This is a genomic window from Caulobacter flavus, assembly GCF_003722335.1.
Lineage (GTDB): Bacteria > Pseudomonadota > Alphaproteobacteria > Caulobacterales > Caulobacteraceae > Caulobacter > Caulobacter flavus.
Window position 1 is genome coordinate 5,535,642 of record NZ_CP026100.1, and the last position, 16,045, is coordinate 5,551,686.

A 16,045-nucleotide genomic window follows, 5' to 3' on the forward strand; every position below is an offset into this window, starting at 1 on the left:
TCGCCGCGTGCGCAGAGGCTTCTTCATGAACAAACGCTTCGCCTATCTGATCGTCGGCGCGATGGTGCTGGGGGTGCTCGTCGGCTGGGGGTGCAACCAGTTCCTGGACGCGGCGGGGGCCAAGTCGGCCGCCTCGGGCCTTTCCTTGATCACCGACATCTTCCTGCGGCTGATCAAGATGATCATCGCGCCGCTGGTGTTCACGACCCTGGTGGCCGGCATCGCCCACATGGAGGACGCCGCCGCGGTGGGCCGCATCGGGGCCAAGACCCTGGGCTGGTTCATCGGCGCCTCGGCCGTGTCGCTGGTGCTGGGCCTGCTGATGGTCCACCTGCTGGCCCCGGGCCACGGGCTGCACCTGGTGGAGGCCGCCGTCTCGACCAAGCCGGCCGCCACCACCGAGGCCTTCACCCTGAAGGGCTTCATCACCCACCTGGTGCCGACCTCGATCTTCGACGCCATGGCCAAGAACGAGATCCTGCAGATCGTGGTGTTCTCGCTGTTCGTCGGCACCGCCGTGGCCGCGCTCGACGACAAGGCCCCGCAGGTGCTGCACCTGGTGGAGCAGTGCGCCCAGATCATGCTGAAGGTCACCGGCTTCGTCATGAAGCTGGCCCCGCTGGCCATCTTCGCGGCCCTGGCCTCGACCATCGCCACGCAAGGGTTGGCCATGCTGGGCACCTACGCCAAGTTCGTGCTGGGCTTCTACGGCGCCATGGCCACCTTGTGGGCCCTGCTGTTCCTGGCCGCCTTCGTGGTGCTGGGCAAGCGCGCCATCCCGCTGTTCGGCGTCATCCGCGAGCCGGCCCTGCTGGCCTTCTCCACCGCCTCGTCCGAAGCCGCCTATCCGCGCATCCTCGACAGCCTGCCCAAGGTGGGCGTGCGCCGCCGCATCGTCTCGTTCGTCCTGCCGCTGGGCTATTCGTTCAATCTCGACGGCTCGATGCTCTACTGCACCTTCGCCACCATGTTCATCATGCAGGCCCATGGCGTGCACCTGACCATCCAGCAGCAGATCTTCATGCTGCTGCTGCTGATGGTCACCTCCAAGGGCATCGCCGGCGTGCCGCGCGCCTCGCTCGTGGTGATCATGGCCACCCTGACCTATTTCGGCCTGCCCGAGGCCTGGATCGCCCTGGTGCTGGGCGTCGACCACCTGCTCGACATGGGCCGCTCGGCCACCAACGTCGTCGGCAACTCGGTGGCCGCCGCCGTCGTGGCCAAGTGGGAGGGCGAGCTGGAGGACATTCCGGAGGGCGAGGCCGCGCAGGCCTGACTTCTCTCCCGAAAAATCCCCGCGAAAGCGGGGACCCAGGGGTTTTGTCGTCGAGCGCCACGCGCGTCAGAAAAAGCCTAGGCCCCGCTTTCGCGGGGGTTTTACGGTTTTGGGGATCGTGAAATGAGAAAGGGCGGAGCCTCGCGGTCCCGCCCTTTTTCTCTGCTCGTTGTTCTTCGCTTCCCTCGCCCCCGTGGCGAGGGCCCATGCCGGCGGCGGCTCATACCCCGGCAGGACGCGACAGGTCCGAGCGGGCCAGGCCATGGATCCTGGGCACAAGGCCCAGGAAAGCAAAATAAGGGGCAGAAGCGGCCCTACGGCGCCACGCCCGTCAGCGCCTCGATCACCTTGGGATCGGCCCACCGGCCCCAGGTCGGATCCAGCAGACCATAGGGCTCCACCGCCCCGGCGGTGCGGTTGTAGCCCGCCGACTGCGTGCCGTTCAGCGGCCACCAGGCCCAGTCGATCCCGCTCTCGCGTGCGTAGGTGGCCAGGGCCTGGACGAAGGCGATGCGGTCGCTCTTGCAGGGCTGGCCGTCGGGGCCGTTCTGGGTGCAGCCGCCCCACTCGCTCATATAGACCGGCGCGGTGAACGGCTGGCCGGGATCGCGGACGAAGCCCCAGCGCTCGTGAGCGACGCGAGCGAACAGCGCCGGGTCGGCCAGGTCCTCGGGCTTGTGGGTCCAGGCGTAGTCGTGGGCGGCGTAGACCAGCTTGTCAGGCACGGACAAGCTCACTGGCGCCTCGCGCACGCCGCGCAGGTTGGACTGGTAGTCGATGCCGCCGACGATGATCAGCAGCTTCGGATTGACCGCCTGCACAGCCGCCGCACCGCGCATCGCCGCCGCCCGCCAGTCGGTGCGCGGGTCGCCGCCGCCCCAGGCGGGCTTGAGGCCCAGCGAAGGGTCGGGCCTGATCTCGTTGCGCAGTTCGGCGGCGACCACGAACGGCCGGTTCGCATAGCGGGCGGTCACCGTCTTCCAGTCGGCCAGCCAGGCGCTCTCGGGATAGGCCGGGGTCCACCACAGGCCGTCGCCATGGGCCTCGTCGCAGCACCAGTCGCCGCGGCTGCGATGGTTGTCGAGCACCACCATCAGCCCCTGGCGGCCGATCTCGTCGACCACAGCGTCGAACACGGCCAGGGCCGTCTTGCCCTTCAGCTTGGGATTGGCGGCGAGATAGCGATCCTCGACGACAGGGTTACGCTCGACCAGTTCGTTCGACCACGGCAGGCGCACCGAGTTGAAGCCGCCGGCCTTGACGGTCTTCACGATCTTTTCGAGCGGCTGCCTGTCGAGCCCGCCGACCACGAACTCGCCCGACTCCGCGCCGAACCAGTTGACGCTGACCAGCCGGACCTTGGCGCCCCTCGCGTCGACGATGTCGGGACCGCGCGTGGAGAGCGGATACTTCGGAGCCGCCAAGGCGGGTGTCGTCAGCAGCACGCAGAGGAAAGCGGCCGCGAGGCCTCGAAGGAATGCCGACAAGAAAACGCTCCGCCACCAGCAAGGGACGGAGCGCATTCATCCTACAAATACCCTGGGGCGCAAGCCGCCCCGGGGACTACTTCACCGTCTTGTCGACCGTCTCGCGGGTGACGGCGTGATAGAGCGGCCGGGACGTGGCGTAGATGCGCTTGGCGATCGGCTGGCCCCACTCGCCCTGCCCCCACAGCGACACGAACAGCGGGGCCACGAACTTGCGACGCCCCTGCCCCGTGAGGAACTGCTCCAGCGACGGCACGGCCGGCTCGTAGCGGTTGGCCACGGCCAGTTGCAGCCAGGCGAAGCGGATCTCGCTGTTGCCCTGGGCCGACAGGCCAAAGGCGGTGTCGACGGCGGCCAGGCGCTCGGCCGGCAGCTGGCGCGGCAGACTGCCCACGAAGCGCACGCGCTCGGAAGTGCTCCAACCCTTCCAGGCGTCGAGCGGCGCGGTCCCGCCGGCCGCAAAGGCCTTGGCCTGGGCGTCGACGGCCTCGAAGGCCTTGGACTGCACGTGGACCGCGTTCTCCGGCAGGCCGGGCTGGTAGACCCAGCGCTGGACGTCGATCTTGGCCTCCAGCGCCTTGTCGCCCTTGAACAGGTGCGTGCGCAGGTCGGCGATGAAGCCTTCGGCTGTCTGCGGCTGGAAGGCGTGACGGTCGAAATAGCCGCGCAGATAGGCGTCCCAGCGCTCGCGGCCGACCTCCTTCTCGATCGTGCGCAGGAAGGCCGCGCCCTTCTCGTAGGGGATGTCGGTCATGCCGTCGTCGGGATCGCGGCCGGTCAGGTCGATGTGCAGGCGGGTGTCGGGGCCCGTGGGGCCACCCGCCTCGTCGATCGCCCGGTGCAGGTCGGTCCAGCCCAGGTCGGCCAGCATGGCGGCCGTGTCCTTGCCGTACAGGGCCTCCATGATCCGGTTCTCGAAATAGACCGTGAAGCCCTCGTTGAGCCAGAAGTCGGCCCAGGTGGCGTTGGTGACCAGGTTGCCCGACCACGAGTGCGCCAGTTCGTGCGCCACCAGGCTGACCAGCGAGCGGTCGCCGGCGATGATGGTCGGCGTGGCGAAGGTCAGGCGCGGGTTCTCCATGCCGCCGAACGGGAACGACGGCGGCAGCACCAAGAGGTCGTAGCGGCCCCAGCGATAGGGCCCGTAGAGCTTCTCGGCGGCCTCGACCATCTTCTCGACGTCGGCCAGTTCCCAGGCGGTGGCCTTCATCACCGACGGCTCGGTATAGACGCCCGTGCGCTGGCCCAGCGGCTGGAACGTCAGGTCGCCGATGGCGATGGCGATCAGGTAGGGGGCGACCGGCTTGTCCATCGCGAAACGATAGGCGCGGCCGCCGCCGGCGACGGGCTCGCCGTCCGGCGTCAGCATCTCGGCGCTCATCACCGCCTTCAGGCCCTCGGGCGCGACGATGCGGGCGGTCCAGGTCTGGCGAATGCCCGGGCTGTCCTGGGTGGGGATCCAGGTGCGGTTGAGGATCGCCTCGCCCTGGCTGAACAGGTAGGGCTTGGCCTTGCCCGCCGTCTGCGACGGCGACAGCCACTGCAGGGCCGCGCCGTCCGGGGCGCTCTCGTAGGCGATGACGATGCGCTTGGCGCCGTTCAGGACCACGGTCAGCGGCGCGCCCAGGTGCGGGTCGGCCGGACCCAGGGTCCACTTCAGCGGCTGGCCCTTGGCGTCGGTGATCGACTTGATCACCAGGCCCTTGCTGTCGAGCACGACCTCCTTGGCGCCGGGCGCGAGCTGCAGGTCGAGGGCGGCCGTGCCGACCATCTTCTTGCCGGCGAAGTCGGCGGTCAGGTCGAGATCGACATGGGTGACGCGGGCGATCTTCGGCTTGGCGTAGGAGTGGATGTCCGTCGCATCCGAGGCGGTCGACAGCGGCGCGACCATCGGCTTGGCCGGCGCGGCCTGCGCAAGAGCCGGGACGGCGGCGGCGCCGAGCAGCGCGGCCATCAGAACGGCGCGCGGGGTGTTCGAGATCAGGGACATGAGCAATCCGTGGAAGCGGAACTTTGCCCCCTTATTCCAGATACGGACGGCTACAGATAGTCGAGCAGGCTCATGCCGGTCTTGATCGACCCGTCGGGACCGAACATCGACGAAAGTTTCGCCGACAGGTTCTGCGTCTCGACCATCTTCTCGTACAGCGCCGGGGTCCAGCCGACCGCCTCGCGCTCCTCGACGCTCATCGACACGTACTGCGAGACCAGGGTGCGGCCGAACGCCGAGCCGTCGCCCGACTGCTGGGCCGCCTTCCAGTAGGACGACACGCCCTCGCGGTTGCGGTTGCGGATCTCGCCGGCCGCTTCCTTGGCCTCGTGCTCGGAGAACTGGCCGCCCTTGTTGAGGGCCATGGCCGACAGCGAGCGGTCGTCGAAGCGGGTGAAGTCGATCTTGCCGGCGTCGGGGCCCGTGGCCATGCCCTCGCCGGTGGCCAGGCTGTACTGCCGGTCCAGCGCCACGCGGACGTCGGCGACCACGTCCTCGATGTCGCGCGAGCGGGGATTGGAGACCACGCCGCCGTTGGCCTTGAGATAGGCCGCGACCGGATCGTCGGCGATCCCGGCCGGCGCCGTTCCGGGCTTGGCGGTCGACTGGCGCAGGCCCTCGACCAGGGCGGTCTTTTCGTTCTGCCACTTCAGCGTGGCCTTCTCCTCGGCCCCCGCGGCCTCGTGTCGGGTCAGGGCGGCCTTGTAGAGGCCGGCGTAGTCGCCGGTGACGCGGGCGTCGGCGGCGGGACCGGCCAGGGCCGCGTTCTGACCGGCCTGCAGCTGCAGGCTGGCGACCACCTGCTCCTCGATCGGGAAGCCGCCGCCCTGGTTGGAGGCGATGGCGTAGAGGCCGCGCCGGTCGATGCCGGAGACGTCGATCGTGGCCTTGCCGTCCTTCAGGGCGCTGGTTGCCTTGGCCGCCGACAGCAGGGCGTCGAGGCTCTTGCGGGCGTCGGAGACGACGGTGGAAAGGTCGCGGCCGTCGGTCTTGGCGGCCAGCGCGGCCTGGGCCTGCGCCGACAGGGTGACGCTGACGCTCGACGCGCCGGTCCTGGCCGCCTCGGCCGCCTTGGCCTGCTGGGCGGCTGTTCCCGTCTGGCTGCTCGTCGCCCCCGCATAGGCGTAGGCGGCGGCGTAGCCCTGCGACCCGATCCTGGTCATGACGTACTCGACCCCGATTCAACTCCGGCGAGTTGTATCAGGCTCGATGCGATTTGAAATGTTTAGAAATCAGGCGGTTGGTTGGTTAACGCCCACCAGGCCCGTACCGAGGCCCGTTCAGGCCGAGATGTTCACCAGCACGCCGGTCAGTTCGCCGGTGGCCTGGGCGAGGGCCGCGCCGGCCGAGGCCGTCGCCTTGGCGTTGGTCTGGGCCACCGCCAGCTGGGTCAGGTCGACGATCTTAGCGGCGGCCTCGCTCGCGGCGGCGGCCGGGCGCGGCGTGTACTGGGCGGCGTTGGCGGCGGAAACCTGCACGGCGACTTCCTTGCGAGAAACGTCGCGGCAATCTGGCCGCGAAGGGTTAAGCAGGTCCGACCAAACAAGGTTAAGGGGGCTTTCGCCCCCCTACTCGGCATGCCCCGGCTTGCGCGGCGTCGCCCAGGGATCGGACAGGTCGGCCAGCACCACCTCGATGCAGTCGACGGCCACCTTCAGGTCGCCGCCGCCGGCGAAGGTCAGCAGCACCGTGCCGCCGGGGGCTTCCTCGCCAGGCTCGAAGGCGATCGACAGCAACTCGACCACCGCCTGCTTGGCGTCGCGGCGCAGGTTGCGGGCCTGGACGCCGACGACGTCGCCCAGCTGCAGGGCCGAGCGTACGCGCTCGCCGCCCTTGCCGCGCCCCTTGCCCGCCTCCCAGCGGAAGCGGTTGCAGGCCAGCGTCAGGGTGCGGGCCCCGGCGTCCCAGCGGATGTCGCCGATCTTGGCCACGGCGTCCTGCAAGGCGGCCGAGACCACCTCGAGGTCGGCGGGCTCCTGGGCCAGCAGGCGAAGGGGAGCGGCGGTCATGGCTTACAGCTCCGGCTCGCCGTCGCCCTTGATGCGACGCACCTGGGCCCCGCAGGCGCCCAGCTTCTCTTCCAGCCGCTCGAAACCGCGGTCGAGGTGATAGATGCGCGACACCACGGTCTCGCCGCGGGCCACCAGGCCGGCGATCACCAGGCTGACGGACGCCCGAAGATCGGTGGCCATCACCTCGGCGCCTTCCAGCTGGGCGACACCGCGCACGCGGGCCTCGCCGCCGTGCACCGAGATGTCGGCGCCCAGGCGCATCAGCTCGGGCGCGTGCATGAAGCGGTTCTCGAAGATGGTCTCGCGGATGTGGCTCTCGCCGTTCGCGGTCGTCATCAGGGCCATGAACTGGGCCTGCAGATCGGTGGCGAAGCCGGGGAACGGCGCGGTCTCGATGTCGACGGCGTTCAGGCGCGAGCCGTTGCGCTTGACGATCACGCCATCCTCGGTGCGCACGACCGTGGCGCCGGCCTCCTCGAGCTTGACCGACAGGCTTTCGATCAGTTCGGGACGGGCGTTGGTCAGGCGCACTTCGCCGCCGGCCATGGCGGCGGCGACGGCGTAGGTGCCCATCTCGATGCGGTCGGGGATCACCGCGTGGGTCGCGCCCTTCAGGCGGGCGACGCCGGTGATGGTGACGGTGGGGGTGCCCGCGCCCTCGACCTTGGCGCCCATGGCGTTCAGGCATTCCTGCAGGTCGACCAGTTCCGGCTCGCAGGCGGCGTTCTTGATCACCGTCACGCCGTCGGCCAGCACCGCGGCCAGCATGGCGTGCTCGGTGGCGCCGACCGAGACGATCGGGAAGCTGATCTCGGCGCCCTTCAGGCCGCGCGGGGCCTGGGCGTAGACATAGCCTTCGTGCAGGTCGATCTTGGCGCCCAGCGCCTCCAGCGCCTGCAGGTGCAGGTCGACGGGGCGCGCGCCGATGGTGCAGCCGCCGGGCAGGCTGACCTTGGCCTGGCCCGAGCGGGCGACCAGCGGGCCCAGCACGTTGAACGAAGCGCGCATCTGGCGCACCAGGTCGTAGGGCGCGAAGCCGCTGGTGATCTCAGGGGCGTGCAGGATGGTCTGCTGGCCGTCCGGGCCGTCGCTTTCGGTGACGGAGACGCCCAGGCGCGTCAGCAGCTTGCCGAGGAATCGCGTGTCGGCCAGGCGCGGCATGTTGGTCAGGCGCAGCGGCTCGTCGGTGAGCAGGCTGGCGGCCATCAGCTTGATGGCCGAGTTCTTGGCGCCGCTCACGGGGATGACCCCGTTCAGCTGCGCGCCGCCGGTGATGGCGATGCGATCCAATGAAAATCCCTCGAACGCGCGAAAAACCGTCCCTCGCGCGGGTCACATGTGAGGGCGCGGTTCTAACGCTTGCAAGTCCGCATGCAAGAGGCCGCGCCGATTCCCCTATTCGCCGCCCTGCGGGGACGATTCAGGCTTGGCCGAAGCGCTGGCCGGCGCCTTTCGACGGCGAAGGTTGGTTCGCAGGGCCTGGGCCAGGCGCGCCTCGCGATCGGCTTTTTCCTTGTCCTGGCTGGGGTTTGGCTTCGAAGACTGACTCATGTGTCCACAGGTGAATTGCGTGCGGGCCTTGGTCAATACGATTTGGGCTTTGCAATCCCGGAAATCGTTGGCTATACGCCCCTCCTCGCCGCCGCCGTAGCTCAGTGGTAGAGCGCATCCTTGGTAAGGCTGAGGTCGGCAGTTCAATCCTGCCCGGCGGCACCACGGGGACCCAGATGGAAGTCTGGGTCCCCACCACACTCCAAAAATGCGGCGAGAACCACCCTGCTCAGGCGGCGCTTCGATGGGCGCTACAGGCTTCCCGCCTCGCCGGCCGGGATCGGCCCCTGCACGAATTCGATCAGGTTTCCGGCCAGGTCGCGGATGAAGCAGGCCGTGCCGTGCGGCATGACCTTCAGCCATACGATGTCGGCGCCCCGCCCCTTCAGCTCTTCGGTCAGCGCCGCCACGTCCGGCGTGACGAAGGCCACGTGCTTGAAGCCATGGGTATGGACGTCGCGATCCGGGACGCGGCGCTCGTCCGGCAGCGGCGCGGCGCCGGGAACCTCGAACAGCTCGATCCGCAGGTCGCCGTTCACGATCATCGCCACCCGGGCGGGGATGGTGGGAATCTCGAAGCGCCGCTCCAGCGAGAAGCCCAGCACGCGCCCGTACCACGCCACCGCCGCGTCGAGGTCGGGAACGCTGACGCCGCCGTGATGAAAGCCGTACCGGAAGCCGCTCATCCTTGATCCCCTGCGGTCGCACGCCTCGCGACGCCGGCATTCTGGACGCGCGGAAAGCAAGCGCCACCCGCCCGGGCGCTTCGCTCGCACAGCGAACGGCTGGTGGCGCGCCGGCAAGGTCCGGCCACGGATGAAATCGATCACCCCCGGACCTTAAGTATAACCACGCTATACTTCATCATGCTGAAGCTTGCGCAGCTCGAAACGTAGACTTTCCGACACAGATAACTGGCTACCGATGCGCTGTCCTGACGCATTACGCGAGTCAGATGCGCCCTATACACATCGATTAAGCATATCGATTAACCACAGCTGATCGGGGGAGCGTCGATGACGTTCGACTTCGCGCGCCGGGCCATGGGCCTGGCGGCCATAGCCGCCTGCTGCCTGCTCGCCGCTCCCGCCTTGGCCGCCGCCCAGGTCCTGGAGATCGGGGACGAGGGCGAGGTCACGCGCTTCGAGGGCCCGGCCGTCTACACCGACGAATCCGTCGAGGCCATCGCGCCGCCCCTGGCGCCGGTCGTCGAGGTCGGCCACGAAGACGTCCGCCGCGAGATCGCCGTCGCGGCCGCCGCCTACGCGCTGGACCCCAAGCTGGTCGAGGCCGTCGCTTGGCGCGAAAGCCGCTTCAAGCCCACCGCCCGCTCGCGCAAGGGCGCCGTGGGCGTCATGCAGCTGATGCCTGCCACCGCCCGCGACCTGGGCGTCGACCCGTCCGACATGGCCCAGAACGTCCGCGGCGGGGCGATGTACCTGCGCCAGATGCTTACCCGCTTCGGCGGCGACGTGAAGCTGGCCCTGGCCGCCTACAACGCCGGCCCCGGCGCCGTCCTAAAGCATGGCGGCGTGCCGCCCTACGCCGAAACCCAGGCCTACGTGACCTCGATCCTCGGCCGCATGGCCGTCTCAAGCGCCGCCTTCGCCGTTCCCGCCCTCGGAGTCTCCAACTGATGCGCCAAATCCTGAAGACCAAGTTCGTAAGCGTTCGCGCCGCCGCCCTGGCCGCGGCTCTCCTCGCCGCCGCCGGCCAAGCCCACGCCCAGGCCGTGCAGGCCGACCCGCAGGGCTCGTCGGCCGTGCTGTCGGGCGTGATGTGGCTGCAGGGCACGCTGCTGGGCAACGTCGCCACCGCCGTGGCGGTGATGGCGGTGGCCGCGGTCGGCTTCATGATGCTGACCGGCCGGATGAACTGGCGCTACGGCGCGACCGTGATCCTGGGCTGCTTCATCCTGTTCGGCGCCACCACCATCGTCAGCGGCATCCGCACGGCGGCGGGCGCGTAACCGCCGATGGCCGCTCCCCTCGATCGCGACGTGGTGTTCGGGGCCCTGACCCGGCCCCAGATGTTCGCCGGCGTGACCTACAGCTACTTCGTCGTCAACGGCGTGGTCACGACCGAGCTGTTCCTGATCACCAAGTCGTTCTGGGCGCTGCTCGCGGCCCTGGCGATCCACGCGATCGGCTATGCGGCCTGCCTGCGCGAACCGCGCATCTTCGACCTGTGGCTGACCAGGGTCAGCCGCTGCCCCCGCGTTCCCAATTTCCGGGCCTGGCGATGCAACAGCTACCAACCGTGAAGCCCAAGGCCAGCAAGGAAGCCTCGGCCGGCAAGCGCCTGCCCTACGCCCGCCTGCTGGACGAGCGGACGGTCGAGACGCGCGACGGCCTGCTGATGCAGGTGATCCACCTGGCCGGCCTGCCGTTCGAGACCGCCGACAGCGAGACCCTGAACTACCGCAAGGCCGTGCGCGACGTGATGTTGCGGGGCCTGGCCTCCTCGCGCTTCGCCGTCTACCACCACGTCGTCCGCCGCGAGGCGCGCGTGGGCACGCAAGGCGCGTTCGCCGACGGCTTCAGCGCCCGGCTGGACGCCGAGTGGAGCGAACGGCTCGCCGGCCGCAAGCTCTACGTCAACGACCTGTTCCTGACGATCGTGCGCCGACCCCTTCAGGGCCAGGGCGGGCTGATCGACAAGGCCCTGCGCCTGGCCAAGGGCCCCGCCCAAAGCGCCGGCCAGAAGGCCCAGGACCGCCGCGAACTCGACGCCGCCCGCGACGGCCTGGTCTCGGCCCTGGCGCCCTACGGCGCGCGGGTGCTCTCCCAGTACGAGGGCGCGAACGGCGCCTGTTCCGAGCCGCTGGAATTCCTGTCCTGCCTCTACAACGGCGAGATGCGTCCCGTGCTGGTCCCGCAAGGCGACGCCGGCGAGTACCTGCCCTATCGCCGGGTCAGCTTCGGCCACGAGACGCTGGAGCTGTCGCGCGCCGGGGCCCTGGCGCGGAGCTTCGCCTCGATCGTCTCGGTCAAGGACTACCCCGCCCAGACCACGCCGGGCATGCTGGACGACCTGTTGCGCCTGCCGTGCGAGATGGTGGTCACCCAGAGCTTCGGCTTCGTCGACCGCCAGCCGACGCTGGACCGCATGAACCTGGCCCTGCGCCGCATGCGCGCGGCCGACGACGACGCCGTCAGCGTCAAGGCCGACCTGATCCGCGCCAAGGACGACGTAGTCAGCGGCCGCGCCGCCTTCGGCGAGCACCACCTGTCGGTGCTGGTGCGCGGCGAGAGCCTGGACGGCCTCGACCAGTCGACCGCCGAGGTGATGAGCGCCTTCACCGAGATGGGCGCGATCGCCGTGCGCGAGGACGTCAATCTGGAGCCGGCCTTCTGGGCCCAGTTCCCCGGCGCCTTCAAGGACATCGCCCGCCGCGCCCTGATCTCGACCGCCAACTTCGCCGGCTTCGCCAGCGGCCACAACTTCCCGGTCGGCAAGGCCCTGGGCAATCACTGGGGCCCGGCGGTGACGCTGCTGGAGACCACCTCGGCAGGCCCCTACCACTTCAACTTCCACAAGGGCGACCTGGGCAACTTCACGATCATCGGCCCGTCGGGCTCGGGCAAGACCGTGGTGCTGAACTTCCTGCTGGCCCAGGCCCAGAAGTACGCGCCGCGCACGGTCTTTTTCGACAAGGACCGCGGGGCCGAGATCTTCCTGCGGGCCATCGGCGGCCGCTACGAGGTGCTGCGTCCCGGCCAGGCCACGGGCTTCAACCCGCTGGCGCTGGAAGACACGCCGGCCAACCGCCGCTTCGTCGCCGACTGGGCTGCGCGCCTCGTCGCCCAGCCCGGCGAGAGCCTGACGCCCGACGACCTGGCGCGGATCAAGGACGCCGTCGACGCCAACTACGACCAGGCGCCGAAGCTTCGTCGCCTGCGGTGCTTCGCCGAGCTGTTCAAGGGCGCGCGCCGCCCCGACGCCGCCGACCTCTTCGCCCGGCTGGCGCCGTGGCACGGCGCGGGCGAGCACGCCTGGCTGTTCGACAACGCCGATGACGGCCTGGACCTGTCGGCCGCGACGCTCGGCTTCGACATGACCCAGCTGCTGGACGACCCGGCCCTGCGCACGCCCGCCATGATGTACCTGTTCCACCGCGTGGAGCAGCGCCTGGACGGCCACCCGACCCTGATCGTCGTCGACGAGGGCTGGAAGGCGCTGGACGACGACGTCTTCGTGGCCCGGATCAAGGACTGGGAAAAGACCCTGCGCAAGCGCAACGGCCTGGTCGGCTTCGCCACCCAGTCGGCCCAGGACGCCCTGGAAAGCCGCATCGCCAGCGCCATCGTCGAACAGGCCGCCACCCAGATCTTCATGGCCAACCCCAAGGCCCAGGCGAAGGACTACTGCGAGGGCTTCGGCCTGACCGAGCACGAGTTCGAACTGGTCCGCAGCCTGCCCGACACCGCCCGCTGCTTCCTGATCAAGCACGGGACCGACAGCGTCGTGGCCCGCCTGAACCTGTCGGGCTCGCCCGAGCTGCTGACGGTTCTGTCGGGGCGCGAGAGCACCGTCCGCAAGCTGGACGCGCTGCGCGAACGCCTGGGCGACGCGCCCGAGGCCTGGATGGCGAAACTCCTGAAGGAGGCCGCATGACGCCTGTAGCCTGCCCTTCCCCCGATGCCGCCCTGGTCCAGGGCCTGATCGGTTCGGTCGACTGCCAGGTGCACGGCCTGGCTCAGGCCGGCTATGCCGCCTTGTCGGCGCCCGGCTCGCCGGTGTCCACCCTGCTGACCGTGCTGATGACGCTGTACGTGGCCTTCATGGGCTACCGGCTGGTGCTGGGCCGCGGAACCCTACGGATCGGCGACGCCACCATCGCGGCGGTGAAGCTCGCCTTGGTCGTGGCCCTGGCCACCAACTGGGCGCTGCTGGAGACCCTGGCCTACGACCTGCTGTTCAAGGCCCCGACCGAGGTCGGAAGCCTGCTGCTGGCCCAGCTGGACAGCGGCTCCGGAAAGCTTGATCCCTTCGTGCGCCTGCAGTTCGCCTTCGACACGCTGCAGGAGGCCGCCCAGCACTTCGCGACCCGGGCCGGCGCCCGCGACGCGGCCCTGCAGGGCGGTCCCGGCTTCGCGGCCTTCGCCGCCAATGTCGGCGGCCTGGTCATGCTGCTGACCAGCCTGGGCGTCGTCCTGGCCTGCAAGGTGGTGCTGTCGGTGCTGCTGGCCCTGGCGCCGATCGTCGCCGGCCTGCTGCTGTTCGAGACCACGCGCGGCCTGGTCGAAGGCTGGCTGAAGGCGATGATCGCGCTCGCCGTCCTGCCGATGATCGCCACCCTGGCCCTGTCGCTGGAGCTGGCCATGCTGGCGCCGTCGTTGAAGGCCCTGGCGGCCATGAAGGACGTCCAGCAGTTCGCGCAGCTCGACATGGCCCCGGCGATCACCGTGCTGGTGCTCAGCCTCGTCTTCGCCGTCGTGCTGGTCGCCGCAGCCATCGCCGCCTGCGTGATCGCCGCCGGCCTGCGCCTGCCACGCGAACGCCCGGCCAGCCAGGAGACCCCGATCGTCTCGACGTCCGGCGCCTCGACCGCCGCGCCGCTGGAGCCGCCGTCGCGCGCCGCCCACGTGGCCGCCGCCGCCGTCAGCCTGGCCCGGCGCGAGGAACAGGCCGCGACGGCCGCCGCATCGTCCTCGCCCGCCGGCCCGCGCCGGCTGGTGGTGGTCTCCGACCGTTCCTCCGCCGCCCCCGCCACGGGCCCGGCCGCCGCCCAGGCCGCCGTCGCTCCGCTGGGCGCCAGCTATCGCCGCCCGGCCTCGCCCCGCCGCACCGCCTCCGGAGCCCGGAGAGACCAGTGACCCCGCTTACCCGTTCCGGAGTTCCGCCCATGAAGCGTTCGCTTCTGGCCCTGCCGTTCGCCTGCATGCCGCTCGCCTGCCTGCTGGCCACGCCGGTCATGGCCCAAACGGCCGCCACGCCGGCCGTCGCCGCCGACCCGCGCATCCGCACCCTGCCCTATGATCCCGACCAGGTTTATCGCCTGGCCGGCGTGATGGGCTTCCAGACCATGCTGGAGTTCGCCCCCGACGAGCGGATCGAGAACGTCTCGATCGGCGACGCCCTGGGCTGGCAGGTGACGCCCAACAAGCGCGCCACCCTGCTGTTCCTCAAGCCGGTCGACCGCGCCCCGGTCACCAACATGACCGTCGTCACCGACCGCCGCCGCTACGTGTTCGAACTGTCGACGGCGCCCGGCGGGGCCGACGCGGCCTATGTCGTGCGCTTCCGCTATCCGGCCGTTCCGGTCGAGATCGCTGCCCCTCCTGCCAAGCCGGTCGCGGCCGAACCGGCGCGCAACGCCGCCTACACCATCAAGGGCCCGGCCGCCCTGGCGCCGGCCCAGGTGTTCGACGACGGCCGCGCCACCTATTTCGCCTGGCCCAGGCAGGCCGAGCTGCCGGCGATCTTCGTCGTCGGCGCCGACGGCTCCGAGGGCCTGGCCAACGCCGTGGTCAAGGACGGCTACCTGGTCGTCGACCAGATCGCGCCGCGCTTCGTGCTGCGCAGCGACAAGGCCGTCGCCACCGTCGTCAACGCCGCCTGGCGCGCGACCCAAGGCCAGGGGAAGGCCCGATGACCCACGACATCGATCCGCGCCTGACGCCCCAGGTCCAGGATGACCTGGCCGCCGCCGACGCCCAGGCCCGCCCCGTGGTCGGCAAGGCCGGCGGGGTGTCGAACCTGGCCATCATGGCCGGCTTCGGCGTGTTCGGCGTCGCCGTCTTCGCCTGGCTGTCCAGCCATCGCGCCGACGCGAGCCAGCGCCAGCCCGTCGCCGCTCCGCCCGCCGCCGCGCAACCCGCCCCCGTGGCCAGGCTCGCCCAGGTGCAGGGCCCGCTCTACGCCGTGCCCGCGCCGCAGTTCACGGTCGACAACAGCGCTCCGGCCGATCCGCCCCCGCCGCCCGCGCCCGCCTACGCGCCGCCCCCGCCGGCCGCCGTGTTCGCCGGTCCGGCGGACGATTCCGGCCGTCGCCGCGCGCCGACCCTGGTGGTCGACCTCAGCGACCGGGGCCAGCCCGCCGCCAAGCCCTCGCCCGGCAGCCCCGCGGCCGCCGCCGGCGAGGCCACGCGCGTCGCCGCCCTCAATCCCGACGAACGCTTCGCCGACCGCGTCGGCCTGGACGAGGCCGCGCCCGCCAAGGCCACGGCCATGCAGGACCTCGACGCGATCATCCCGCAGGGCGCGGTGATCCCGGCGGTGATGGAGACGGCGATCAACTCCGACCTGCCGGGCCTGGCCCGTGCGATGGTCGTCCGCGACGTCAAGAGCTTCGACGGCTCCACCGTACTGATCCCGCGCGGCAGCCGGGTCATCGGCCAGTACAAGTCGGGCCTGGCCCTGGGCGCCAGCCGCGTCTTCGTGATCTGGACCCGGGTGATCCGGCCCGACGGCGTGTCGGTGCAGATCGGCTCGCCGGCCGCCGACCCGCTGGGCCGGGGCGGCCTGGAGGGCAAGGTCGACCGCGACTTCTTCACCCGCTTCGGCGGCTCGATCCTGACCTCGGTGCTCAGCGCCGGCGTCGCCGCGGTCAGCAACGGCCGCTCCAATTCGCAGATCTACATCGGCTCGATGTCGGAGGCGGCCAACCTCGCCAACGCCGCCAAGGGCGCCAACACCTCGCCGACCATCAAGACCCCCCAGGGCGCGCCGGTGACGATCTTCGTCGCCCGCGACCTCGACTTCACCGGCGTGCGGAGCCTGTGAC

At 70.3% G+C, this 16,045-nt stretch carries 15 protein-coding genes and 1 tRNA gene; 9 read left to right on the plus strand and 7 right to left on the minus strand.

What is annotated here, in order from left to right; genetic code table 11:
* Positions 1–25: 25 nt before the first annotated feature.
* On the plus strand, positions 26–1,276 hold the full coding sequence (locus C1707_RS25260) for a dicarboxylate/amino acid:cation symporter (RefSeq protein ID WP_123170726.1): 1,251 nt from the start codon (positions 26–28) through the stop codon (positions 1,274–1,276).
* A gap of 314 nt (positions 1,277–1,590) precedes the next feature.
* Here C1707_RS25260 and C1707_RS25265 read toward each other — a convergent pair whose 3' ends face one another.
* From C1707_RS25265 to murA, 6 genes are all read right to left on the minus strand, one after another.
* On the minus strand, positions 1,591–2,763 hold the full coding sequence (locus C1707_RS25265; RefSeq protein ID WP_164467461.1) for a glycoside hydrolase family 5 protein: 1,173 nt from the start codon (positions 2,761–2,763) through the stop codon (positions 1,591–1,593).
* Between the two features lie 76 nt (positions 2,764–2,839).
* Entirely contained in the window at positions 2,840–4,753 is a 1,914-nt protein-coding gene (locus tag C1707_RS25270; RefSeq protein WP_101714845.1) for a M1 family metallopeptidase, read from the minus strand.
* Between the two features lie 50 nt (positions 4,754–4,803).
* Positions 4,804–5,916, minus strand: a complete 1,113-nt coding sequence (locus tag C1707_RS25275; RefSeq protein WP_101714846.1) for a hypothetical protein — start codon at positions 5,914–5,916, stop codon at positions 4,804–4,806.
* A gap of 117 nt (positions 5,917–6,033) precedes the next feature.
* A complete protein-coding gene (locus C1707_RS25280; RefSeq protein ID WP_101714847.1) occupies positions 6,034–6,231 on the minus strand; it encodes a hypothetical protein in 198 nt (65 codons plus the stop codon).
* A 90-nt stretch (positions 6,232–6,321) separates the two neighbouring features.
* The gene (locus C1707_RS25285; protein ID WP_101714848.1) at positions 6,322–6,762 is read right to left on the minus strand and encodes a DUF2948 family protein; all 441 of its coding nucleotides are present in this window, start codon (positions 6,760–6,762) and stop codon (positions 6,322–6,324) included.
* Positions 6,763–6,765: 3 nt separating this feature from the next.
* On the minus strand, positions 6,766–8,055 hold the full coding sequence (gene murA / locus C1707_RS25290) for a UDP-N-acetylglucosamine 1-carboxyvinyltransferase (protein WP_101714849.1): 1,290 nt from the start codon (positions 8,053–8,055) through the stop codon (positions 6,766–6,768).
* Positions 8,056–8,406: 351 nt separating this feature from the next.
* Here murA and C1707_RS25295 point away from each other — a divergent pair.
* A tRNA-Thr gene (locus tag C1707_RS25295) sits at positions 8,407–8,481 on the plus strand.
* Positions 8,482–8,567: 86 nt separating this feature from the next.
* Here C1707_RS25295 and C1707_RS25300 read toward each other — a convergent pair.
* The gene (locus C1707_RS25300) at positions 8,568–9,002 is read right to left on the minus strand and encodes a VOC family protein (protein ID WP_101714850.1); all 435 of its coding nucleotides are present in this window, start codon (positions 9,000–9,002) and stop codon (positions 8,568–8,570) included.
* A gap of 330 nt (positions 9,003–9,332) precedes the next feature.
* Here C1707_RS25300 and C1707_RS25305 point away from each other — a divergent pair, with 330 nt between their 5' ends.
* From C1707_RS25305 to C1707_RS25335, 7 genes are read left to right on the plus strand one after another with little or no spacing between them, the layout of a single operon-like run.
* A complete protein-coding gene (locus tag C1707_RS25305) occupies positions 9,333–9,953 on the plus strand; it encodes a lytic transglycosylase domain-containing protein (RefSeq protein WP_101714851.1) in 621 nt (206 codons plus the stop codon).
* The gene (locus C1707_RS25310; RefSeq protein WP_180896958.1) at positions 9,953–10,285 is read left to right on the plus strand and encodes a TrbC/VirB2 family protein; all 333 of its coding nucleotides are present in this window, start codon (positions 9,953–9,955) and stop codon (positions 10,283–10,285) included. Before C1707_RS25305 ends, C1707_RS25310 begins: the two co-directional genes overlap by 1 nt.
* Before the next feature lie 6 nt (positions 10,286–10,291).
* Positions 10,292–10,579: a VirB3 family type IV secretion system protein gene (locus C1707_RS25315; RefSeq protein WP_101714852.1), complete on the plus strand. Its 288-nt coding sequence runs from the start codon at positions 10,292–10,294 to the stop codon at positions 10,577–10,579.
* Positions 10,558–12,933 (plus strand): VirB4 family type IV secretion/conjugal transfer ATPase, encoded by a 2,376-nt coding sequence (locus C1707_RS25320; protein WP_101714853.1) that lies wholly within the window; start codon positions 10,558–10,560, stop codon positions 12,931–12,933. Before C1707_RS25315 ends, C1707_RS25320 begins: the two co-directional genes overlap by 22 nt.
* Entirely contained in the window at positions 12,930–14,135 is a 1,206-nt protein-coding gene (locus C1707_RS25325; RefSeq protein ID WP_101714854.1) for a TrbL/VirB6 family protein, read from the plus strand. The genes C1707_RS25320 and C1707_RS25325 overlap by 4 nt, the downstream gene beginning before the upstream one ends.
* Before the next feature lie 29 nt (positions 14,136–14,164).
* Positions 14,165–14,914, plus strand: coding sequence for a TrbG/VirB9 family P-type conjugative transfer protein (locus C1707_RS25330; RefSeq protein ID WP_205686805.1), 750 nt, complete (start codon positions 14,165–14,167; stop codon positions 14,912–14,914).
* Positions 14,911–16,044: a TrbI/VirB10 family protein gene (locus C1707_RS25335; RefSeq protein WP_101714855.1), complete on the plus strand. Its 1,134-nt coding sequence runs from the start codon at positions 14,911–14,913 to the stop codon at positions 16,042–16,044. Before C1707_RS25330 ends, C1707_RS25335 begins: the two co-directional genes overlap by 4 nt.
* Position 16,045: the final 1 nt, after the last annotated feature.